At 57.5% G+C, this 25358-nt stretch carries 7 protein-coding genes and 3 CRISPR repeat arrays (1 of these 10 running past the window's edge); of the genes, 5 read left to right on the top strand and 2 right to left on the bottom strand.

The features are described from left to right. The first annotated feature begins 245 nt into the window (after positions 1-245). From QTO31_RS09110 to QTO31_RS09090, 5 genes are all read left to right on the top strand, one after another. Positions 246-3038, top strand: a complete 2793-nt coding sequence (locus QTO31_RS09110; protein ID WP_031460799.1) for a CHAT domain-containing tetratricopeptide repeat protein — start codon at positions 246-248, stop codon at positions 3036-3038. 298 nt (positions 3039-3336) lie between these two features. Further along, positions 3337-3681, top strand: a complete 345-nt coding sequence (locus QTO31_RS09105) for a hypothetical protein (RefSeq protein WP_301428846.1) — start codon at positions 3337-3339, stop codon at positions 3679-3681. A gap of 762 nt (positions 3682-4443) precedes the next feature. Then, positions 4444-5142 carry a rhomboid family intramembrane serine protease gene (locus QTO31_RS09100; RefSeq protein ID WP_301428845.1) on the top strand — a complete coding sequence of 233 codons (699 nt, stop codon included), beginning with the start codon at positions 4444-4446 and terminating at the stop codon, positions 5140-5142. A gap of 26 nt (positions 5143-5168) precedes the next feature. After that, positions 5169-5993, top strand: coding sequence for an SDH family Clp fold serine proteinase (locus tag QTO31_RS09095; RefSeq protein ID WP_031460802.1), 825 nt, complete (start codon positions 5169-5171; stop codon positions 5991-5993). Between the two features lie 473 nt (positions 5994-6466). Next, positions 6467-8347 carry a hypothetical protein gene (locus tag QTO31_RS09090; protein WP_301428844.1) on the top strand — a complete coding sequence of 627 codons (1881 nt, stop codon included), beginning with the start codon at positions 6467-6469 and terminating at the stop codon, positions 8345-8347. A gap of 140 nt (positions 8348-8487) precedes the next feature. On the opposite strand, the gene QTO31_RS09085 is transcribed toward QTO31_RS09090, so the two are convergent. Together QTO31_RS09085 and QTO31_RS09080 are read right to left on the bottom strand one after the other, a co-directional pair. Further along, positions 8488-9462, bottom strand: coding sequence for a tetratricopeptide repeat protein (locus QTO31_RS09085; RefSeq protein ID WP_301428843.1), 975 nt, complete (start codon positions 9460-9462; stop codon positions 8488-8490). A gap of 21 nt (positions 9463-9483) precedes the next feature. Continuing rightward, positions 9484-10941, bottom strand: a complete 1458-nt coding sequence (locus QTO31_RS09080; protein WP_301428842.1) for a tetratricopeptide repeat protein — start codon at positions 10939-10941, stop codon at positions 9484-9486. A gap of 227 nt (positions 10942-11168) precedes the next feature. Next, positions 11169-12952: direct repeats of the CRISPR family, unit length 33 nt; unit sequence GTTTCAATCCACGCCCCCCTCACGGGAGGCGAC. A 101-nt stretch (positions 12953-13053) separates the two neighbouring features. Beyond that, positions 13054-15297: a CRISPR direct-repeat array (repeat unit 33 nt; unit sequence GTTTCAATCCACGCCCCCCTCACGGGAGGCGAC). A 103-nt stretch (positions 15298-15400) separates the two neighbouring features. Further along, positions 15401-25358: a CRISPR direct-repeat array (repeat unit 33 nt; unit sequence GTTTCAATCCACGCCCCCCTCACGGGAGGCGAC); it runs 271 nt beyond the window's last position.

Genomic DNA, 25358 nt, shown 5'->3' with positions numbered 1-25358 from the left:
GCTGTTGGTAATAGTGCTCTGCGTTAGTGGTGCTGGGATCCGGACGATGTGGTGTCGGTACTATCGCTGCGGGGGTGACGAAGAGTATCCATGTTGCGGTCGATCAATACCGTTAACCGCATCCTCTCTGCGATGGCGAAATACTACTATCGGAAGTTCCACGCTTTCACACCAGGATGCGGGCCAGCGGCCCGCGTTCCCAGGCAGACGGCCAAACGCTTCCAGGTAATAGAAAGGCTTCTGCAATGAACGTCGAACAACTCGCCGATGAACTCTTGCGCACGCCAGAGACCGAATGGCCGATGTGGTTTGCTGTCCATACTGAGGCGCTATCGCTAGCACTGATTGAAGTGCTCAAACGGCGAAGTGATGACCTGATTAAGTCGGAAACGGACTTGGCAGAGCGGATCACTCGTGCAGCCCTAAAAGTTGCCGACCAGCTCCCTGGCGATTCGGCCGCACGAGCGCTAGCCCTCTGGACACTAGGGAATTGGGCTGCATACCGCCAACCTGAAGAGGCTGTCCGTTGTTATTGCGAAGCACTGGCCATTTACGAGCGTAGCGCAGACTCCGAAGCGATAGCCCGCATTTCAAGTAATCTGATCTTCGTCTACAGCACACTTGGTCGTTTTGAGGAAGCGCTCACTTTTGCTGAACAAGCTCGCCAATTCCTTCAGCACGATCATGGGCCTGTACGATATCGAGTGATATTCTTGATGAACTATGGACTCCTGCTCTACGAGCTTGGCCGGTATCAAGAAGCCTTGACTGTCAACGCCGAGGCGAGTGCGCTGGCCCAACAGCACGGTATGCACGAGGAATGGGCTGAACTTCAGGTTAATCAAGCCTTCACCCTGGCAGCAACCGGACAATTAAACGAATGCGAACCTTTACTGCTGACGGCACGGACCACTCTGGAGCAGTTTCCATCCAAACCCTCCCTCACTATCGCTCGTATCGATTTAAATCTGGGTGACTATTACAGTATCACGGGTAATTTGGCGGAGGCTCTCCGATGTTTTCGCCGTGCCCGTAACGGATTTGTCGCCCAGGACGTGACAATGGACGAGGCTTCCGTTCTGCTCTATGAAGCCGATCTGCTTAGACGACTGGGCGCATTACGTGAAGCCCGCAACACCTATCATCGGGCATACCAGATGTTCGTCAGTGAAAAATTGGAACAATATGCTGCGCAGTCTCTTCTGGCAGGCGCCGCGGTTCGTCGGGCTTTGAACCCAGCCGATCCTGAATTGCCGACGATGTTGACGCAGGCGTATCATACGTTCACCCGATTGAATCTGCCTGTCTGGCGTAATGAAACCATTCTTGAACAGGCACAATTTGCGTTAACAACGGGCAACGTTGCGCAGGCAGAATCGCTGCTCAGCGGCGAATGGGAAGCCGATGCACCGCTCCCGCTCAATATTCGCCATCTGCTCTTGGTCGGGGAATTGCGCCAGATGCAGGGTGATTATGAGACGGCGCGTACCGTATTTACAACAGCCCTCGAACAGAGTCGTGAAATCTCACATATCTGGTTACAGCGCGAAGCATTGGTTGCACTTGGTAACAGATTGGCGGCCGATCATCCTGAACAGGCGATTCAGCATTTGGCCGAAGCAGCGCAGATCGATGACCTTATGCGCGCCGATTTGAGTGTGGCCGAACTTGTCGCTGAGTTTCAGGCCCGCCGCAACGATGCTTTACCGTTGCTGGCGCAGCTTGAACTACAAACCAAACAGGTCTACGCCGCCTTGCAGACCGTCTGGCGGTGGAAAGGAGGTACACTGATCGATCTGATTCAACGCCATGGTGGGCAAGTCCAGATCGATCCGGCGCTGGAATCCATGCATAAGCAGATTGCGAAGCTGCGGTGGGAGCTGGAGCAGAAACAACGCCATGGCGAGAGTGTAGAAAAGATTGCAGCGCTTCGCGATCAGCTCCGGAAGTTAGAAGAGGAGACATACCACGCACGGCGCGATCTCCTCAATCAACGTAATTATAGTTCATTCCCTGCCGCTCATAGTTGGCAGACGGTACAGGCACGGTTCGACGCCGATTGCCTCATCGAGTATGTCTGTTTTGGTGATGAACTGTATGCGTTTTGTGTCACTCGTGATGGCAATTGCACGGTTACCTCTTTGGGTCTTGCAAGTGACATCAGTGAATTGTTACAGCGGTTAGAACTAAAAAACGTGAGCTTCCTGCGCTTGAGTCGTGAGCAACAGCAACAGCGCGGCCAGGTGTTTACCCGAGATGTACAGGTACTTCTCAAACGACTCTATCAGGCATTGATCGCACCATTACTAGGATTACCCAGTGAAGGGAAACTCCTGATTGCTCCCTGTCCACCGTTTCATTTGGCACCGTTCGCCGCCCTTTGGGATGGTAGCAACTATCTGATCGAGCGATATACTATTGAGCAGATTCCGACCGGTTCGCTTCTTGCCATTCCGGCGCCTACCGGCCCATCAGGTCCAGCCCTCGCGATTGGTGCCTCGGCTGGAGGGGTATTGCAGGCTGTCGAGAAAGAAATAAAAGCGATTGCCGATATTTTGCCAGACTGTCAGGTCTACATCGACGATCCAGCCGCACTTGATGCTCTGCACCAGCAAACACCACCACCGCGAATTGTTCACCTCAGCGCCCATACGGTCTTCGATGATGAGCCTACGATCTTTGCTGGCTTACACCTGGCCGACCGCATCTTTACCATCGAGGAATGTTACCGTCTTAATCTGACCGGTACTGACCTGGTTACGCTCAACGGCTGCACCACGGCTTACGGAATGGAAAGTGGTGGGGCATTGATCGCGTTCCAATCGGCATTTCTTATTGCCGGTGCACGTCGTTTATTGGTCAGTCTGTGGCCGATCAACGACGAACTGGCGGCTGAGTTTATGACACGGTTTTATCGGATATTGGCCGGCGAGCCAGAGGTTACAGCCGCGCTGCGCCAGACCCAACAGGCACTCCTCCGCGAACCGGAGTGGTTGCATCCGGCAATTTGGTCGGCTTTTGGGCTGATTCGGCGGTAGGATAGCCTGGTTCAGACGTATCACCAACTTTCTCGTGTGGGAAATAGATGAATGACTTCACTGCAAAAAGGTGATCTTCTCACCACAGAGACCACGGAGATCACAGAGACTAAAGATAATTTATTGAACATAGGGTTGTGAACATTTTTCTTCCATGCGCCCAACGGTCAAAAATTATCCTTTCATTCATAAATCTTAGACGCTCTGTGTGCTCCGTGGTGAGTTTTTGTAGTGGACTCATGAATACTTAGCAGTACTTTCAGTCAAAGAAAGATGACAAATTGGAGAAGACCTACCTATGACATCACAGCCATCACGACCCTCGCCAAAAAATCCGGTGGATATGTTGCAGGATCAGATTGTACTTCTGAATCATATTTACCAAGCACAACAAGAGCAATTACTATTACTTCGTTCACTGAACGAACAATTTGCACAACTTCAGGAAGCGCTACGTCAATCCCCACAATCGATAACTCGGGTAAAGGTTGAAGATATTAATATGCGGTTTGACTCAATGGTTGTCTTTCTTTTTAAACGAACTTTCGCCCTACTGCTAGTCGGCATTGTGTTTGGGTTTATATTTTTCTGTATCTTTATGATGGTTGTAGCTACAATGCCGTCCTTCTTTCAGAGGTTTTGAAACACTACGCTTGCCCTTATTCGAGGTGATGAAGACTGCGCAAGAGCCATCCGAAAAGCTAATCCTCACTGCACGATAGATGAGACCCATCACATAAATTTCACGCCAGCTTTGCACTTCAGCAACTGCTATGGCAGGAACGCACTGAAGTCGCCGAAGCTGGCCTGATGAGATACGCTGGTAATTGATTCTGGTGTTGACGGCATCACATACGGGGCTTAGCATCGCCGTAGCCCTACCGGTGCGCCTGACGATTGACAGTAGGTCAGCCGCAGAACACTGGGAGAACAGATAGAGGCAAGCCTCCCGGTGTGCTACGAACGAGCTGAGAACCCGCCTTTGTCAATCACCGCTCTTTCCCCATACATTATCACGTTCGCTCACTGAGACGTGCTAGCATTCTGCGCATACAACCCGACGTGATACGCAGAGTCATTGTTCCGATACCGTCCTAATCTCCAACCGTATCAATGGGATCGAGGGTAAAGGAAGAACTTTTTTCTCCCCTATCGTCTACCTCGCTCCGGTACCGGTATCTGCGCATGACCATGCGACGAACCTATACGTGACGATAGCGTAGGCATAGTGCACGAATAGCATTTACGTGATGGTACAATGTGCACGGAATGAACCTGAATAGAAGTCTGGGTTTTTGATCAGGCTTTGAAAACCCTTCCCATACGAACCAAGCCACATTACGACTATCGCCAGAAGGTATGGTAGAATGCGTCTGTGCTCATTTCTACTCAAGAAAGGAATGCTATGCTGCCACTGAAAGACACTATCCCTTCACGATCATTTCCGATAGTGAACTGGGCGTTGTTGGCGGCAAATGTGGTCGTCTTTCTCTTGATGGTGGGTGATAATCGTTTGACCGAAGCATGGATTGCGGCACTTGCCCTGGTACCGGCGCGGTTCCTCGCGAATCCGACCGATCCAGCAGAGCTGATCACGATCTTTACCTCGATGTTCATGCACGGTGGCTGGTTCCATCTCTTCAGCAATATGTTGGCGCTCTACATCTTTGGCGACAACGTCGAAGACCGGATGGGCAGTCAACGGTACTTTCTGTTCTACCTGCTTTGCGGCGTTGCAGCAGCACTTGTCCATGTTATGTTTAATCCAACCTCGCCGATTCCAACCGTCGGCGCCAGCGGTGCGCTGAGCGGTGTACTAGCTGCATACCTGCTATTTTTTCCTCATTCACGGGTGATTACACTGGTACCTATTTTCTTTTTGCCATGGCTGGTGGAGGTGCCGGCCGTCGTCTATCTTGGGCTCTGGTTTCTCTCGCAACTAGCGAACGGTCTCTTCTCGATTATGGTCAACGTCCAGGCGATGGGTGGTGTGGCCTGGTGGGCACATATCGGTGGTTTTGTGGCCGGTTTAATCCTGGCGCCATTCTTCCGCCAACGACGTTATTGGCGGCGCTACTACGTTGATGAGTATTATCCCTGGTGAGTCTTTGTTGAGTTGAGGAGTAATATATGGACTTTTTCTCATTATTGTGGCTTTTTTTCATTATTTCCTCCCTGCAACCAGTGCTTCGCCAGCGTATGCTCGACGCCGCTCGCCAGCGACTGCTTGAACAGTTAGAGCGCAAACGTAAGAGCCGGGTCATTGCGCTGATCCATCGCCAGGAAACGATGAGTCTGCTCGGTTTTCCATTGGTACGGTATATCAATATCGAAGACTCAGAGGCCGTTCTGCGGGCGATTAAAATGACCGACCGCGATATTCCGATTGACCTCATTCTGCATACCCCTGGTGGCCTGGTACTCGCTGCCGAGCAGATTGCACGTGCACTGATCAGACATTCGGCGAAGGTAACTGTCTTTGTCCCACACTATGCAATGTCGGGTGGTACGCTCATTGCGCTAGCCGCCGATGAAATCGTGATGGACGAAAATGCAGTTTTGGGACCGGTTGATCCCCAGTTGGGTCAGCATCCGGCGGCCTCGATTTTGCGTGTTCTTGAACGTAAACCTCTGAGCGAGATTGATGATGAAACGTTGATGATGGCCGATATTGCTGAAAAGGCGATCCGTCAGGTTAAGCGCACGGTCTGCGAGCTGCTGAGTGACAAAATGCCGGTTGAGCGGGCTGAAGAAGTGGCTCATACGCTGGCCAGCGGTGTATGGACGCATGACTATCCGATAACGGTGAGCGAAGCGCGTGAGTTGGGTTTGCCGATCAGTACCGCGATGCCGGAAGAGATCTATCAGATAATGGCACTTTACCCACAGACTGCACAGCGGCGACCATCGGTTGAGTACATTCCGGTACCACGTTCACGGCAATTTGGTGAATAGAAGCAGGTTTCAGCGCTGCTCCCCACTTGTGGGTTGGCTTCTCGGCTGGTAGATAGCTACCTATCCTGCGGCAGTGATGGGAAAGTATGAGCGCGCACCGTGGCTATGCGTCGGGTGCGCACAGGAGCGTCCGGGGTTGGAAACCCATCCTTGCTACAGACGCCGAAGATACACAAGCCCACCAGTGCTTTGAACACAGACCGAGAATACGGTTGGAAACCCATCCTTGCTACAGACGCCGAAGATACACGATGGGCGCACACCCGTACTAACCACGCGATGAGTGCATTGGTTCGGTCGTATAAGTTGACATAATTTGATTTATCACCCACTCTCTTCACTCCTCTCCCCTTTTTTCTCTTCGGTAAGGTAATTCTATTGGTAAATTAATCTTAACCTCATTGAACGATTCCTTCAACAAGATATAATATTCTCTTAACAAATGCTCGATAGTGACGAATGGGGTGCTTTCAATGACACTCTTGCTCCGTCTTGCCGACATCAATGGCCCGTTCGTTGACCAGTCTGCGCCGGTGAGAAACTGGTCTTCGTTTCCGTTTCATCAACTCGATAGACCTGACCCGCCGTATCTTGATATAGCGCGCTTTCGTCAAGGCGTAGAGCGGGCCAGGCGTTATCTGGCATTGGTGCAAGATCAGGGTTATACCGGGATTGCAATCGATAACCTGGCGCATCTGGTAACCTTTGATCAGGCACCTCATCAGTATTACGAACCTGATAGCCCTTATCGCTTACGTGCGCTGGCGTATCGCACGGAGATCATGCCATTGCTTGTCGATGCTACTACACGGGGAATGCAGGTCTACGTGACGAGTGATATGCAATGGCTGACTTCAGAACTCCGGCAGGTCGTTGGACGACTAGCGGCTGACAATCCGTTGTTGTACGAGCTAAACCGCAATGCGCTGATTGACCTGTTTACGGCTTTACCGATGGTGTCTGGGGTGATTATCCGGATCGGCGAAACCGGTGGCGCGCATGATCATGGTGGGTATAGCGGTCATCTGCTCTATCACAGTGTGGCGACCGTTCAACGTTTGATTGACACGTTGCTGGCAGTATGTACAGCGTTTGATCGACAATTGATTGTGCGCACCTGGACGCTGGGTATTGGCGAGGTGGGTGATCTGCTCTGGTCACCAGAACGTTATACTGCTGTCTTTGCCAGCTATCACAGCCCACATCTATTCGTTTCCATCAAACACACACCGGCAGATTTCTTCCGTCTGTTACCGCCGAACCCAACGATTGGCTTGCCTGGGCCGCGACAGATTATCGAGGTACAAAACCGGCGTGAATATGAGTTGTTTGGTCTGGTTCCTGCCGGTGTGGTCGAACTGCACAGTGCAGCCATTCGCCGCGCCGAGGCTACGCGAACGTGTATTGGACTCTGGGCGTGGAACAGTACCGGCGGCTGGGGAGGAGGAAAGGCATCAATTGGTCCTGATGGCTGGAATATCTGGACAGAAGCTAGTAGTGCGTTAACCGGTATGCTAGCAAGCCATCCTGAGCATGATGGAAGAGCATTCGTTCGGAGCTGGTTTGCGCAGCGCCTAGCTCATTATCGTCCTGAATTCGGTGAAGCAGTTGCTGATGCGTATATATCATCGGAGCGTTTGCTAGAGCAAGGCTGGTATTTTGGTCATGCACCGGGTATGAAGCGAGTTAGAGGTCTTGTCCTACCGCCGCTTCTCTGGGTATGGTGGATGCGGCCAACGGCTGCGCTGCCGGTGTGGGTGTATCTCGCTGAGGTCTTACGAGATGCTCCGCCGATCCTTCAGCGGTCAGCAAGAGCAGTTCAAAATGCACAACAACTACTGGCACAAATATCTCGCCTGGCGCCGGATGATGATCCGCTGGCCCGGATGATCTGCAATAGTCTGAGCTACCTGGTCGATGCGTTGACCATTGCCTGGCGCACACGTGCATTTTTCTTGCCACTCGGTCAGATGGCGTTCAATCGGCAACGGACATCGTTGACCGATGAAGCAGCAGCGTTGCAGCAAGCTATTCGTGAGCATCAGAGGCACTGGGCTAATCAACCGGATTTTCCACCGCTCGAACTCGATGAGCTTAAGCGTTTTCTCGATCAGTGGAATCGAGCGCCACAAATCGTATTTGCGAAAGCACAGTTAGCAGCACGATTGATTCAGGTTGCGCATCAGCAGTCGCGTCGTCCATTGCCTTCAGCAGCGTTAATGAGTTTGTTATTACCTTCGCCCATCCGTCGCCACATCGTACAGACGTTTGTCCCTTGGCTCAGTCGGCGACTCGATCTGCTGCCCTCAATCTTTTTCGAGACAGGACCAGCTTTAGGCGAATGGGCAAGGTAGGATGTTGCAACGTTTTCAGTTTCTGCTTGTGACAGATTTGCTTAAGCGTCAGGTACCCACTTTCTGCAATCCTCGGCCTACCTGGGATTGCAAACTGCTCGTCCGCGTCGGTATTGCCGTGCGCGGCTAGGCTGGCATCTCTACCGTAGTAGCCAGGCATCATCGCCAACCCATAAGCGCGATGGTATCCGATTGCGTGGCAATGCAAACAAGACCGGTACGCTTCGTAGGCCACTCTGCGGCGTAAATCGATCTTCCAGGGCCAGATCACCGTACACCCCGCGCCCAAATTGCTCAAGGTAGTTCGTTGACGCACTCGGTAAGGGGCGATAGCGTTGCCCCATCTCATCTTCAACGGCAAACAGATCGGCAGGAAGTGCCCGTTCTACCGGCGCTTCATTACTCACCGCGATCAGCGCGATCAGCACATGACCACTGGCACGAATCGTTCCCAATTCACCATCGACGATCACCACATCTTCCGGTCGCAAGAGCGCAATGCGCCAGTTTTCGTAGCTGACAAATTGACCAAAGTTGCGAGTATCAGGCTCCAATAAAGGAGAGGGGACGGGTGAGGGGGTTGGCGGCAGCGGTGAAGGAGTAATGGCAGGCACAGTGACAACCGCCCCATCTGTCGGCGGAGTAGGCAATGGTCCTATTGCCGATACAGTTGGTAAAGCAACCGATGCTGTTTCCGGAACCGACACGCGCATCAACCACCACACTGCCAGCAGACCGGGTAGAATGATGAGAAGTGCGAACCACCATCGGCTTCGGTAGTGCAGAGGGGCAGGTTGAGCAACGATGACAATCGGTTCTGGCGGGTGAGATGGGGTAGCGGATACTGTTGTCGTTGCAACATCTGCTGTACGGCTCAGGGTTGGTGGTAAGGGTAGGGGTGCTGCCACAGCGTATTCGGCACGCTGTAACGCTTCAGTACGTTCCGCAACGCTCTCGGCTACTCGCGCCAAGCCAATCCAAACCCGACGGTCGGCAGGCGCCAGGTGTGATAACGCTCGAAAAATGCGGCGTGCCGTCACAAGATCACCGCGGCGCGCTGCCAACGCGCCGCGGGTCAACCACAGTTCCAGATCAATCGCTGCTTCGTCACCCACATTCACTGCAACAACCGCAGATCAAACGCGACTCAGGACCAACCAACCCTGATCGGGATTGCTGCGGGCAAAGAAGACTAAGTCAGTAGCATCGGGAGCTACATCGAATAAAATGGCAACACTCCGCACAAAACCATCGGCGGGAACCACCTCACTGTGGCTCAGGTCGGCATTCACACCGCGAATGAGGTAAGCATCCGACGCATCGAGGCGAGGTGTCCAAACCCGACCCTGAGCATCCTTCAGGACAAAGAAATCAGGTGGTAGCGGTTGGTCTTGACCGGTCGTATTGCGCACGAACACCAGCACCACTACAAAGCGACCGTTATTAGGAGTAATTCCATTCAGTGGCCCGATAATCGGTGCAGCGTAAGTTGGTTGATTAAAGTCGTAAGCCCAACCATTACTGGTCAACTCGGTACCCGGGCTAACTAGGGTCGGATTCGCCAGTGCCGGATCAGGTACAGGCGGTGGTGGTGTTGGCGTTGGCTCAGAGGGAGTCGGTTCTAGGGTTGGCTCGACCGCCGGGGTTGCCGTTGGCCCAGGCTCAGGTACCGGTGGCGTCGTCGGCGCCAGAGAGGCCTCAGTTGTAGCAGCGATTGATGTGGCTGCCTGAGCTGTCGCCTGTGTAGGGGGAACAGTCGCCGTCTGGTCGCGACGGGAGAGAAAAATAAAACCGAACCCGATACAAGCGATCAGGAGCACTGCCAGCAAAATGACGGTCAGCGGCGTCAACCCACGCTTTGCCGGTACCGTCTCAGCTTCCAAATCGTTATCACGCTGAGCTGGCGGTCCCGAGCGGCGAAAAAGATTCCCGAACAAACCACCGCGAGCCGACCGCGTGGTTTGAGTAGACTTGCTACTGCTACTACCACGCGCCCAACTGGTACTGGGGCGACTGGAGCGCGGCGGCTCGGCAGGGCGGCTAGAGCGTGATGACTCGGCAGGGCGGCTGGAGCGTGGCGGAGACGACGTAGCTGCTGCGACTTCCGGTTCTCCGGCCGGAACTTCTTCCGGGCGCGAAACAGTCGGATCGCGGCGTACCGGCCCACTATCGGCAGCCATCGCTTCAGATAAAGCATCGAGCTGGGCAAATGGATCGTCTTCATCGAAATCAGGTAGAGTTGACGCAGGCGCAGGTGACGGCTTAGCGGGTACATCAGCCTCTGGTGTCGACGGAGCAGGAGGCGGAGATAGCGGGCCGGGCTGTGGCGATTCAGCGCCTCTTGATGTTGGCATTACCCCTAATGCCTGCAACCCTTTCAACGCCATCTCATTGTTCGGATCGAGACGCAACACTTGTTCGAGCGCTGCCTGGCGCTCTTCACGATCGGCCGCGACACCAGCGAGCCAGAGCCATCCCTGTACATTGTCGGGGTGTTCACGGGTCAGCAGGCGGAAGAGCCTACGCGCTTCATCCTTCTCCCCCTTACGCACGGCTTCAATGCCAAGCTGCAAGATGCTTTCGGGATCCGCCATGACCTATCCTTCCTTTTACTTCTATCTCACAGCGATCAGGATTCTGTGGTAATCGCGCCTATTCTAGCACGGATAATAGCAACGGTCAACACGTTTTTGACAAAATAACGCACGCTTACGCGCTAGACCCCTTGTGTCAACCCCAAAAGTGCAAAGAGTTTTACGTCATGATGTGTTTTTTTAAATCCAAGTCTCCCGTGGAGTATGGCGCTGCCGTGCCCCTACCAGTTTCAATCCACGCCCCCCTCACGGGAGGCGACATATACAATAATTCCCCCGCCCTCTTCCTCGTAGTTTCAATCCACGCCCCCCTCACGGGAGGCGACGCGTATCCCGTTGGAACGGTATTGCGTATAGACGTTTCAATCCACGCCCCCCTCACGGGAGGCGACCGGCTCGATGCCGTGCACGCCCTTGCTGCATGGGAAGTTTCAATCCACGCCCCCCTCACAGGAGGCGACCAGAAGAATACTTCAAAACGTTCGTTCCCGAGCACCGTTTCAATCCACGCCCCCCTCACGGGAGGCGACCCCATCCATCGTACACACACGATTATAGCGTGAGGTTTCAATCCACGCCCCCCTCACGGGAGGCGACGCGGTACCCTGCGCAACGGCCGCACCGTCGTCGTGTTTCAATCCACGCCCCCCTCACGGGAGGCGACAGGTACACGGGGCGTATGACTCTCCCGCTCATACAGTTTCAATCCACGCCCCCCTCACGGGAGGCGACAGCAGCTTGGCCGATTCCGCAATCCACTAGACCGCGTTTCAATCCACGCCCCCCTCACGGGAGGCGACGGGCGCGGGCGACGGGGGTCCGCAAGCGGTTTGAGGTTTCAATCCACGCCCCCCTCACGGGAGGCGACGCGAGGTGTCACAACACATCATATAAATAAGAGTTTCAATCCACGCCCCCCTCACGGGAGGCGACTGGGTCAGTGGTTTCACAGACGGGAACTAAGACCGTTTCAATCCACACCCCCCTCACGGGAGGCGACCCACAACGTGAGATAATCTCACGATGTAGCGCCCGTTTCAATCCACGCCCCCCTCACGGGAGGCGACTTGAACGCATCCAGTAATGCTTTCATGTACCCGAAGTTTCAATCCACGCCCCCCTCACGGGAGGCGACACAATCGTCATCATCTGCGCGCTGTGACGCGGCAAGTTTCAATCCACGCCCCCCTCACGGGAGGCGACCGGGTGGGGCGGGATGCACGAATTCAAGTTCGGCGGTTTCAATCCACGCCCCCCTCACGGGAGGCGACTAGTTCCTATCCGCGCCGAATCGTGTTGATGAGGTTTCAATCCACGCCCCCCTCACGGGAGGCGACATATGGGTGGGCGTGTGCGGGTTGTCGAGTTTGTCGTTTCAATCCACGCCCCCCTCACGGGAGGCGACCAGTGGTGCTGCATACGCGCAGCAGCGCGCAGCAGTTTCAATCCACGCCCCCCTCACGGGAGGCGACCAACTGCAACAGCGTAGAAGCGCTGCTAGCGGTTGTTTCAATCCACGCCCCCCTCACGGGAGGCGACTATAGCGCAGCGCGGACGGAGTGCGCAGCACATCGTTTCAATCCACGCCCCCCTCACGGGAGGCGACGAGGCTTGGGCTGAAAAGAGGGGGATTGACTATGGTTTCAATCCACGCCCCCCTCACGGGAGGCGACCGCTAGAAGAGCTAGGTAACCCATATAACCCCACTAAGTTTCAATCCACGCCCCCCTCACGGGAGGCGACGTGCACGATGTCTGTGCCCCTGTCGGTCGCGCAGGTTTCAATCCACGCCCCCCTCACGGGAGGCGACTAGCGAAGCGCGGCACTTGCGAAGTCCTTGACCGGTTTCAATCCACGCCCCCCTCACGGGAGGCGACAAGTTCATCCTTGTACTCCCTTCATCCACTTTAGTTTCAATCCACGCCCCCCTCACGGGAGGCGACGACATACGCCTCCTTTACTAGTTCCGCATCATGTTGTTTCAATCCACGCCCCCCTCACGGGAGGCGACGCTGCCGCGTCGGCGAGTCGATGAGCTAGTTCCAGTTTCAATCCACGCCCCCCCTCACGGGAGGCGACAACCACTCTGTTTTGCCGGTTCCTTTCGGCGAACGTTTCAATCCACGCCCCCCTCACGGGAGGCGACCAGTGCAGGAACGGCATGCCGTACACCAGTAGGTGTTTCAATCCACGCCCCCCTCACGGGAGGCGACCCTGACAATGTACGCCAAACAGCACGAACCACGAGTTTCAATCCACGCCCCCCTCACGGGAGGCGACACGATAAGCGCCGAATCATCCTGCGACGTGATTGTTTCAATCCACGCCCCCCTCACGGGAGGCGACCAGTGCAGGAACGGCATGCCGTACACCAGTAGGTGTTTCAATCCACGCCCCCCTCACGGGAGGCGACGTCACTGACGAGTGCGTGTGAGTTGTAGCACCTGTTTCAATCCACGCCCCCCTCACGGGAGGCGACGCGCTGCATACTAGAGCACGATCTCTAAGATCGCACGTTTCAATCCACGCCCCCCTCACGGGAGGCGACCAGTGCAGCACGATCATCGCCATCGAGCGACTCGTTTCAATCCACGCCCCCCTCACGGGAGGCGACTCAGTGCAGCACGATCATCGCCATCGAGCGACTCGTTTCAATCCACGCCCCCCTCACGGGAGGCGACGCCGCGTGTTCGTAGAGTTCTACGAGTTCACGTAGGTTTCAATCCACGCCCCCCTCACGGGAGGCGACTTTTACGACCTCACCGAGGCGCGATAACCAACCGTTTCAATCCACGCCCCCCTCACGGGAGGCGACGCAATGATTGATTCACAGATTGTTCGGAGGAGGGTTTCAATCCACGCCCCCCTCACGGGAGGCGACCCAATATTCCCCTTGCGTTGCCGGTTGTCGCGGAAGTTTCAATCCACGCCCCCCTCACGGGAGGCGACCCAAAGCTTAGTTCGTATGTGCCGCCGATTCCCGTTTCAATCCACGCCCCCCTCACGGGAGGCGACCTAGGTATAGCAGCATACGCGGGCGAACTAGGTGTTTCAATCCACGCCCCCCTCACGGGAGGCGACTACTGTTTTTGACAACAACACCAACATCGTTGTGTTTCAATCCACGCCCCCCTCACGGGAGGCGACCGGGCGATGACGCCGGTCGCGGTATTTTCGATAGTTTCAATCCACGCCCCCCTCACGGGAGGCGACTGGGATTTTCAAAACACAAACGGACTTATCGAGATGTTTCAATCCACGCCCCCCTCACGGGAGGCGACCCTGGCCGGTTCTTTGCGAGTTACAAAGGTGCGCGTTTCAATCCACGCCCCCCTCACGGGAGGCGACTTGGGACCGTTTGCGGCTTCATCAACAGTTTCGCGTTTCAATCCACGCCCCCCTCACGGGAGGCGACCCATAATCCCGCGCTTGCATCAACACGTCAGGCTGTTTCAATCCACGCCCCCCTCACGGGAGGCGACCGCATCTACTTGCTTGTAGTTATCCCCGTAGACGTTTCAATCCACGCCCCCCTCACGGGAGGCGACGACGGTTCGGGATAGCCGGGATATGTGGCCGTAAAGTTTCAATCCACGCCCCCCTCACGGGAGGCGACCTATCGTTCTAAGCCAATAGGGGGCAACAATGACGTTTCAATCCACGCCCCCCTCACGGGAGGCGACACAACGATATTTGTATTGTTGTCAAAAACAGTAGTTTCAATCCACGCCCTCCTCACGGGAGGCGACTTTTACACCCTCCCCAACCGCGCTAAGCGCGTCGTTTCAATCCACGCCCCCCTCACGGGAGGCGACTATCCCAACATCGATGAGCATACCAACCCCATCAACGTTTCAATCCACGCCCCCCTCACGGGAGGCGACACTGCCGCCACCAGCGCGTTGATTGCAGCTTGAATGTTTCAATCCACGCCCCCCTCACGGGAGGCGACAGATGCTGCTCAGCACAATGCTGATGCGAGCAGCGTTTCAATCCACGCCCCCCTCACGGGAGGCGACGTGACCATGGACGTACAACGCTGATGCTATCATCCAGTTTCAATCCACGCCCCCCTCACGGGAGGCGACTCACAGTGGCACCAGGCACCGCCAAAGGATCGGGTTTCAATCCACGCCCCCCTCACGGGAGGCGACAGCATACACCGGATCGCCCACCGTGCCGCTTGTCGTTTCAATCCACGCCCCCCTCACGGGAGGCGACTTCTACTTGTCGCAGTCGCGCTTTCAAGCGTTTCGTTTCAATCCACGCCCCCCTCACGGGAGGCGACATACAAATCGCGCGCAAGTGTATTGAGTGCGCGAAGTTTCAATCCACGCCCCCCTCACGGGAGGCGACGACGCGCTCGGGCCATTCTGTTTCGCTGTCTACCCGTTTCAATCCACGCCCCCCCTCACGGGAGGCGACCGATTGGCGCGCTGACGGCGTATATTGCGGCAAACGTTTCAATCCACGCCCCCCTCACGGGAGGCGACGAGAATGGTTGCGGGCCGGTCAAATCGTTCACCCGTTTCAATCCACGCCCCCCTCACGGGAGGCGACACCAGCGGCAGCGGTCACAAGCTGCGCGAGGTACGGTTTCAATCCACGCCCCCCTCACGGGAGGCGACTTGATACAACAATCAGTAACAGCAGCGGGCTTCGGTTTCAATCCACGCCCCCCTCACGGGAGGCGACCTCCAATCGCCGCGCAGCGCTGCGGTTGCAGCGTTGTTTCAATCCACGCCCCCCTCACGGGAGGCGACACAACACTACAGCGCGCCCGCTTTACCGCGAGCGGTTTCAATCCACGCCCCCCTCACGGGAGGCGACGTCTGTTGTAGTCCTTCCGTTGTCACACCAACGTTTCAATCCACGCCCCCCTCACGGGAGGCGACATACAGCAGTTGCGCGGCAGCTTCCATCCCGATGTTTCAATCCACGCCCCCCTCACGGGAGGCGACCAGTTTTGATCTGCTCAACAACAGCTCGTTGATCTGTTTCAATCCACGCCCCCCTCACGGGAGGCGACACACTATCCGCGACCAACCAGCCGGTAGCGACGTTGGTTTCAATCCACGCCCCCCTCACGGGAGGCGACAGCACAAACAGTCTGGCGCGGGCAAATTGAGCGTTTCAATCCACGCCCCCCTCACGGGAGGCGACCGGGAGCGGTGCGAGGCTTTTGGTCAAGCCGGTCAGTTTCAATCCACGCCCCCCTCACGGGAGGCGACGCGGGAGCGGTGCGAGGCTTTTGGTCAAGCCGGTCAGTTTCAATCCACGCCCCCCTCACGGGAGGCGACTCGCGGGAACTAATCCCCCGCGACCGACTTTCACGTTTCAATCCACGCCCCCCTCACGGGAGGCGACATGAGATTGTTTGCGACACCGTCGCCGAAGACGCGTTTCAATCCACGCCCCCCTCACGGGAGGCGACCATCTATCAAGCTGTCACAACACTCTGTATAAATAAGTTTCAATCCACGCCCCCCTCACGGGAGGCGACTTAGACACACTCGAAGCGATCTACAAAACGAGAGTTTCAATCCACGCCCCCCTCACGGGAGGCGACCATCTACGGCCCTCCGGCCGGGTGGTACATCCTCGTTTCAATCCACGCCCCCCTCACGGGAGGCGACGCACATCCACTCTGTCTCATTATCGACCACGACGTTTCAATCCACGCCCCCCTCACGGGAGGCGACCCTAATCCATCAGAGTAGATCCACGTCGGTACCGGTTTCAATCCACGCCCCCCTCACGGGAGGCGACTTGAATGCGTCCAACAATGCCTTCATGTACCCGAAGTTTCAATCCACGCCCCCCTCACGGGAGGCGACCTCGCACCTCCCCTCCCGAGTCGCAACATCTCGCGTTTCAATCCACGCCCCCCTCACGGGAGGCGACTTGCTTACGGCTCCGGCTACGGCCCGGTCACGGTGTTTCAATCCACGCCCCCCTCACGGGAGGCGACGGCAAAACGTCGTTCGCAGTCTGGTTGACACTTGTTTCAATCCACGCCCCCCTCACGGGAGGCGACGAAGCAACGTAAACAACAAAACGCGCCCCGGCGGGTTTCAATCCACGCCCCCCTCACGGGAGGCGACCTCCAGCGCTTTTGCTTTTACATCATCAAACGGTTTCAATCCACGCCCCCCTCACGGGAGGCGACTGAGGAGGGTCGGATTGTCCTTTCGCCAGTTTTGGCGTTTCAATCCACGCCCCCCTCACGGGAGGCGACCTCCGTCATTGCCTCCAGTGCTTGCTGCGCGCTGTTTCAATCCACGCCCCCCTCACGGGAGGCGACTTGTTCTGCTGGTCAATCGCGATACGGGCGAGATGGTTTCAATCCACGCCCCCCTCACGGGAGGCGACTCAATCCGTCCCGACACCGCGTCGCCAACTACCCGTTTCAATCCACGCCCCCCTCACGGGAGGCGACTGCGCGGGGGGTTTGTGACGCTGCCGGAATTGCCGTTTCAATCCACGCCCCCCTCACGGGAGGCGACTACAATTTGCAACCGCGTTTGTGTCGCAGATTTGGTTTCAATCCACGCCCCCCTCACGGGAGGCGACGTTCCCCAACCCGGCTTTCGCAGCCTGGGCCAGAGGTTTCAATCCACGCCCCCCTCACGGGAGGCGACATCGTACCGCTGCAACCGCGATGATGAGGATGACGTTTCAATCCACGCCCCCCTCACGGGAGGCGACATAGTTCCCTCGAGCTTGTTCGCTCGACGAGTGAGTTTCAATCCACGCCCCCCTCACGGGAGGCGACGTTGTTGAACGCCGTTTGGACAACATTCCCGCCGTGTTTCAATCCACGCCCCCCTCACGGGAGGCGACACGGGAGTACCAGCGGGTACGGGTCATTGCTGAGGTTTCAATCCACGCCCCCCTCACGGGAGGCGACGTACGATGTCACGGAATGGCGCGGATGCACAGTTGTTTCAATCCACGCCCCCCTCACGGGAGGCGACCAAAACTATCACGAACAGTGTGGCGCGGGCAAATTGTTTCAATCCACGCCCCCCTCACGGGAGGCGACCCGGTCGCTGCTTCCAGTTGTAACTTCCAATAACGCGTTTCAATCCACGCCCCCCTCACGGGAGGCGACCCGTGACGGTAGTAGAGAGCGTCGGACTGATGTTGTTTCAATCCACGCCCCCCTCACGGGAGGCGACCAAGCCAGCCGAACATGTCACCCTCCTCTCATGCGTTTCAATCCACGCCCCCCTCACGGGAGGCGACTTGAGTCGCTTAAGGTCGTAGTACGTCCGTACCGTTTCAATCCACGCCCCCCTCACGGGAGGCGACCTTGTGTTATCTCCAACCGAGCGTTACGACATCGTTTCAATCCACGCCCCCCTCACGGGAGGCGACGGCACCATATCAGTTGCCAAGTCAACGAGCGCAGTTTCAATCCACGCCCCCCTCACGGGAGGCGACTCCAGCCGAACATCCCATGCCTCCTTCATGCAAGTTTCAATCCACGCCCCCCTCACGGGAGGCGACGAGCGAGCGTGAGTGCACATGGTTGCGCGACCGGATGTTTCAATCCACGCCCCCCTCACGGGAGGCGACGATTGACGAAAACGCTGAGTGCTTGACGAATGCAGTTTCAATCCACGCCCCCCTCACGGGAGGCGACACGTCAGGAGCGGGATTGCCCAATCCATGGCGTTGTTTCAATCCACGCCCCCCTCACGGGAGGCGACACGACCCAGACCAGTAACAAGATTGCAAGTATCCGTTTCAATCCACGCCCCCCTCACGGGAGGCGACGTTGACTACGCATACGACGGCTTCGGCGTATGCCTTAGTTTCAATCCACGCCCCCCTCACGGGAGGCGACCCGGTGGTAGCCGAGTACGATGACCGGCCACGTGTTTCAATCCACGCCCCCCTCACGGGAGGCGACTCGGGTTGAACGGTTAGTGGTGTTGGACGTAGATGTTTCAATCCACGCCCCCCTCACGGGAGGCGACCACCGCCATAGCGCCCGGTTATCTGTATCAGGCGGTTTCAATCCACGCCCCCCTCACGGGAGGCGACCCAAAAGTCTTTCAATGCCTCACCGACGCGCGAGTTTCAATCCACGCCCCCCTCACGGGAGGCGACCCTTCACAAACTTTCCCGCGTTTGCGGGTAAGATGTTTCAATCCACGCCCCCCTCACGGGAGGCGACGGGGAAATCTCACTTGTTGGCGCGGATGTTGACAGTTTCAATCCACGCCCCCCTCACGGGAGGCGACGTGCGAGACGTGTGATCTCAGCGCGCTACCAGCGGCAGGTTTCAATCCACGCCCCCCTCACGGGAGGCGACACCACGTGTTGCGCGTAGAGCAGCGCTTCGCAGTTTCAATCCACGCCCCCCTCACGGGAGGCGACCGGTACGCGCTTGAGCGGTGGAAGCACCGGTACTGGTTTCAATCCACGCCCCCCTCACGGGAGGCGACCTCAGCGATGATCCACGAGTACGCGACGCTTGAGGTTTCAATCCACGCCCCCCTCACGGGAGGCGACATCGGCGTCGCCTCCAGACCGCGACACACGGCAGGTTTCAATCCACGCCCCCCTCACGGGAGGCGACAAGATAGTACCGACCGCAACCACGCGATAGTACTGTTTCAATCCACGCCCCCCTCACGGGAGGCGACGGTGCCGCACGTCGCTCGGGCAGGTCAGTATACCGTTTCAATCCACGCCCCCCTCACGGGAGGCGACGCGACAGACCGCGCTGACCACAACCCACAACCCGGGTTTCAATCCACGCCCCCCTCACGGGAGGCGACTCGCGTCAAGATCACGGCAGACGCGAGTTGGCGGTTTCAATCCACGCCCCCCTCACGGGAGGCGACGACGGCCGTGCGCTCATCCGCGTGCTGGTGGATGTTTCAATCCACGCCCCCCTCACGGGAGGCGACCCAACGCATGCGAGCGATAGTACTTGAACACGCGGTTTCAATCCACGCCCCCCTCACGGGAGGCGACACGGTGAGTGTGAGCGAATTTTTTGGCTATATGGTTTCAATCCACGCCCCCCTCACGGGAGGCGACCTGGAAGGAGCCAAACAACCGGCGGGTTATTACCGAAGTTTCAATCCACGCCCCCCTCACGGGAGGCGACGCCGAAGGTGCACGTTGTAACCTCGACCCAGACGTTTCAATCCACGCCCCCCTCACGGGAGGCGACGATCTCGACAACAGCAGATACGAACTTCGCACCGCGTTTCAATCCACGCCCCCCTCACGGGAGGCGACCGGGCGTGGGGTGATGATGTGGGACGGCGCGCTGTTTCAATCCACGCCCCCCTCACGGGAGGCGACCGGAAACAGATTCTGACGCCTTGCGAATCAAGCGTGTTTCAATCCACGCCCCCCTCACGGGAGGCGACGATGTTGGTCACTTCGCTTCAATCTTCCTCGCGACGTTTCAATCCACGCCCCCCTCACGGGAGGCGACTCGCTCACGAGCACATGTGAGCGATAGTACTTGTTTCAATCCACGCCCCCCTCACGGGAGGCGACGCGCCGGTACCGGTGCAGACTCAACCTCTAACGGTTTCAATCCACGCCCCCCTCACGGGAGGCGACCGTATCCGCCACTGCACCCGCGCCGACCTTCCCGTTTCAATCCACGCCCCCCTCACGGGAGGCGACCCGTCACCGTCGTGGCGATGACCGGAGAGATGTTGTTTCAATCCACGCCCCCCTCACGGGAGGCGACCCTGCCGACGTTCTCGCTTGATTCGCAAGGGGTGTTTCAATCCACGCCCCCCTCACGGGAGGCGACGCGTGTGGTTGTCAGCTTGCGATAGACTTGTTGTTTCAATCCACGCCCCCCTCACGGGAGGCGACCCGTGACGGTCGTAGCGATGACCGGTGAGATGTTGTTTCAATCCACGCCCCCCTCACGGGAGGCGACCGACATCGATCAGAACGCGGAGTATCTCACAAACGTTTCAATCCACGCCCCCCTCACGGGAGGCGACATTGCGCAGAAGATCGAAGTGAAGTAAGTCAGTATGTTTCAATCCACGCCCCCCTCACGGGAGGCGACAACACAATACCCGTCTGCATGTGCAGACGGGTATGTTTCAATCCACGCCCCCCTCACGGGAGGCGACCATAGCTCGCTCGAACTTGTTCGCACGACGAATGGTTTCAATCCACGCCCCCCTCACGGGAGGCGACTGGATGAGGCCGCAGGCTATTATCGTCGCGAACTGGTTTCAATCCACGCCCCCCTCACGGGAGGCGACTAGAGGAAGACGAAGAAGAAGACGAAGAGGAGTTTCAATCCACGCCCCCCTCACGGGAGGCGACATGTCCGTCGCCAAGTTAACGAGCGCATTGATGTTTCAATCCACGCCCCCCTCACGGGAGGCGACGACCGGCGCGGGCCGTTTGCGACGCGCGACGAGGCGTTTCAATCCACGCCCCCCTCACGGGAGGCGACAACACAATACCCGTCTGCATGTGCAGACGGGTATGTTTCAATCCACGCCCCCCTCACGGGAGGCGACATAGCTCGTCACCCGCGACGTATTGTATTGATCAAGTTTCAATCCACGCCCCCCTCACGGGAGGCGACGTGGGTGCGCACGTACTACGACCTCTCGCGGCTCGTTTCAATCCACGCCCCCCTCACGGGAGGCGACTATTACGGCTATCATACGGCGGTTGACTTGTGCGTTTCAATCCACGCCCCCCTCACGGGAGGCGACGTTTGCGACGCGCGACGAGGCGAAGCGGTATGCGGTTTCAATCCACGCCCCCCTCACGGGAGGCGACGTGGACGCGGGCGCGTGCATTAACACTGATGACAGTTTCAATCCACGCCCCCCTCACGGGAGGCGACGGAGCATTCACGACATTAAACAGTACGATTAACACAGTTTCAATCCACGCCCCCCTCACGGGAGGCGACTCTCTCACTCAACCCAATCCAAGTCCAGCTCAACGTTTCAATCCACGCCCCCCTCACGGGAGGCGACCCGTCGTATGCGTAATTGACCGGGTCCCCGAAGGGTTTCAATCCACGCCCCCCTCACGGGAGGCGACACCAAGACGCGCATACAGCGCGTGTATACGTGCAGGGTTTCAATCCACGCCCCCCTCACGGGAGGCGACCCAAGCGATGCGTTGGCGTTATTTAGGAGGTTATGTTTCAATCCACGCCCCCCTCACGGGAGGCGACCTGACGCGGTTCGGATTTGACGGGATTGTCGGGTTTCAATCCACGCCCCCCTCACGGGAGGCGACCGTACAATAAACGCTCAAATCATCCCCGACTTGAGTTTCAATCCACGCCCCCCTCACGGGAGGCGACGCAGATGCTCAGCAGATGCTGCAGCATCCAGCAGCGTTTCAATCCACGCCCCCCTCACGGGAGGCGACGGTATTACGCGGGAGGTGATCGATGATGTGGCGTTTCAATCCACGCCCCCCTCACGGGAGGCGACCAACAAGCGGTTGCTGACGCTGTATTTTGACACCAGTTTCAATCCACGCCCCCCTCACGGGAGGCGACATACCGCGTCCGCGCCGGTTTGTCAAGGGCGTTGTTTCAATCCACGCCCCCCTCACGGGAGGCGACCCACTGCACCTCGCGCTCGCGCAGCAGTGCAGTGTTTCAATCCACGCCCCCCTCACGGGAGGCGACCTCTCGCCACAAGCGCAATTCATTCAGACCCCAACGTTTCAATCCACGCCCCCCTCACGGGAGGCGACCGTCCAGCGCGGTTGCGTCTACAACAATATTTGTTGTTTCAATCCACGCCCCCCTCACGGGAGGCGACTTTTAGTGATGAGATTGTTTGAGAGACTGCTGAAGTTTCAATCCACGCCCCCCTCACGGGAGGCGACGTACTCGCAACAGATATTATTGACGTTGTTGACGTTTCAATCCACGCCCCCCTCACGGGAGGCGACTTTGTAGTACGTCACAACAACGAGCAGTTTTTAGTGCGTTTCAATCCACGCCCCCCTCACGGGAGGCGACCGAAGACCGGCGTAGGTCGCAATATATCCAACAGACGTTTCAATCCACGCCCCCCTCACGGGAGGCGACGCGACAGCGAGGCGCGATCCAAAGGCAAGCGATGTTTCAATCCACGCCCCCCTCACGGGAGGCGACCGGTTGCGGCTCTGCAACGTCGCCGCGCTTCAGATGTTTCAATCCACGCCCCCCTCACGGGAGGCGACGAGAGGCGCGAGGCCTTTGGTGAGACCGGTCAGTTTCAATCCACGCCCCCCTCACGGGAGGCGACCGGGCCTGGCCGGGCTGTCACAACAGTCTGTATGTTTCAATCCACGCCCCCCTCACGGGAGGCGACCTGCGGTCGGTCGGCGCTTCGCCGCAACCACAGCGCGTTTCAATCCACGCCCCCCTCACGGGAGGCGACGTGGTTGAGTGTCACAACAGTCTGTATAACTAAAGTTTCAATCCACGCCCCCCTCACGGGAGGCGACGATCCAGCGCTCGGCCACATCCGCGAGGCTGTGTTGTTTCAATCCACGCCCCCCTCACGGGAGGCGACATGCCGCGTATGACGGTCTGGAGGTTGACGGGAACGTTTCAATCCACGCCCCCCTCACGGGAGGCGACATAACGCAGTGTTGTGACACTGCTGACAAACACAGTTTCAATCCACGCCCCCCTCACGGGAGGCGACTCAAGCGGCACTGCGGCGCATTTGGTGATGCGCGTTTCAATCCACGCCCCCCTCACGGGAGGCGACGTGCGGTGGATTACAATCGTTCCATCTTCCGTCTGGTTTCAATCCACGCCCCCCTCACGGGAGGCGACCAAAGACGGGACGCAGAACATCCAACCCGACGCGTTTCAATCCACGCCCCCCTCACGGGAGGCGACGCGCAGCTCGCGGTTTGTCAAGCGGGTAGTTTGAGGTTTCAATCCACGCCCCCCTCACGGGAGGCGACTTTACGAAAGAAACCGACTTTGGCCGGTTTCAAGGTTTCAATCCACGCCCCCCTCACGGGAGGCGACTAACAACACCGTCTGTTGGTATAAAAACGAGTGGTGTTTCAATCCACGCCCCCCTCACGGGAGGCGACACACGAAGCGGGGGGAGTTCGTCATCAATAAGTCGTTTCAATCCACGCCCCCCTCACGGGAGGCGACGTGCACTGACGGCGTATTTGGCAAGCAACGAGGGAGTTTCAATCCACGCCCCCCTCACGGGAGGCGACACGGAGAAAAAGTGGTTCACTATACCGTTCTCTGGGTTTCAATCCACGCCCCCCTCACGGGAGGCGACCTTTCACAAATTCACCGACTCGTGCGACCCAACCGTTTCAATCCACGCCCCCCTCACGGGAGGCGACTTCTACTACGGGTATCACACGGCAGTTGATCTGTGTGTTTCAATCCACGCCCCCCTCACGGGAGGCGACCGTTGGAGGCGCGGGACGGTCAGATCGGACAGATGTTTCAATCCACGCCCCCCTCACGGGAGGCGACTTGATTGTTTCGTACTTATACCCACCACTCGATGTTTCAATCCACGCCCCCCTCACGGGAGGCGACCGCACCAACCTACAAGCTGATGCTGCCAGTGTGGGTTTCAATCCACGCCCCCCTCACGGGAGGCGACCGCCGCGCTCGCAGTGTCACAACACTGTGTATATGTTTCAATCCACGCCCCCCTCACGGGAGGCGACTCGACTCTTTTGCGCAGGCAACGGTTGTAGGCGGTTTCAATCCACGCCCCCCTCACGGGAGGCGACCTGCTGAGCATCTGCTGCTGCGTAGATGCTGTTGTTTCAATCCACGCCCCCCTCACGGGAGGCGACGTGGTATAATACAAGAGCAGTAAGGTAAGTACTACGTTTCAATCCACGCCCCCCTCACGGGAGGCGACATGCCTGACGCCCGTCCCACACGCGCTCAATGGAGTTTCAATCCACGCCCCCCTCACGGGAGGCGACGAAGAAGAGGAGGAAGAGGAGGAAGACGAAGAGGTTTCAATCCACGCCCCCCTCACGGGAGGCGACCTAGACGTGGTGACGGCGTGGGGGTTAGAAGCGAGTTTCAATCCACGCCCCCCTCACGGGAGGCGACAAGGAACGGAACGAACGAATCCGGCAAGAGTGGTTAGTTTCAATCCACGCCCCCCTCACGGGAGGCGACGCGGTTTCCGGGCGCATTGACGTATTGTTGACAGTTTCAATCCACGCCCCCCTCACGGGAGGCGACATGCCGGGATTTATTACTTCATAGAGAGTGCCGGTTTCAATCCACGCCCCCCTCACGGGAGGCGACCTTACATCTCGGTGACAATCCCGATACCATGGGGCGTTTCAATCCACGCCCCCCTCACGGGAGGCGACAGGGAACTACGCTACACAGCGTATCTCATTGATGTTTCAATCCACGCCCCCCTCACGGGAGG

The organism is Chloroflexus sp. MS-CIW-1, assembly GCF_030444705.1.
Classification (GTDB): Bacteria; Chloroflexota; Chloroflexia; order Chloroflexales; family Chloroflexaceae; genus Chloroflexus.
This window is presented reverse-complemented; position numbering and strand designations above follow the sequence as displayed.

Excerpts from the sequence above, each read along its gene's own strand:
- QTO31_RS09110 (WP_031460799.1), top strand. The coding sequence starts at position 246 with ATGAACGTCGAACAACTCGCCGATGAACTCTTGCGCACGCCAGAGACC.
- QTO31_RS09105 (WP_301428846.1), top strand. The coding sequence starts at position 3,337 with ATGACATCACAGCCATCACGACCCTCGCCAAAAAATCCGGTGGATATG.
- QTO31_RS09100 (WP_301428845.1), top strand. The coding sequence starts at position 4,444 with ATGCTGCCACTGAAAGACACTATCCCTTCACGATCATTTCCGATAGTG.
- QTO31_RS09095 (WP_031460802.1), top strand. The coding sequence starts at position 5,169 with ATGGACTTTTTCTCATTATTGTGGCTTTTTTTCATTATTTCCTCCCTG.
- QTO31_RS09090 (WP_301428844.1), top strand. The coding sequence starts at position 6,467 with ATGACACTCTTGCTCCGTCTTGCCGACATCAATGGCCCGTTCGTTGAC.
- QTO31_RS09080 (WP_301428842.1), bottom strand. The coding sequence starts at position 10,941 with ATGGCGGATCCCGAAAGCATCTTGCAGCTTGGCATTGAAGCCGTGCGT.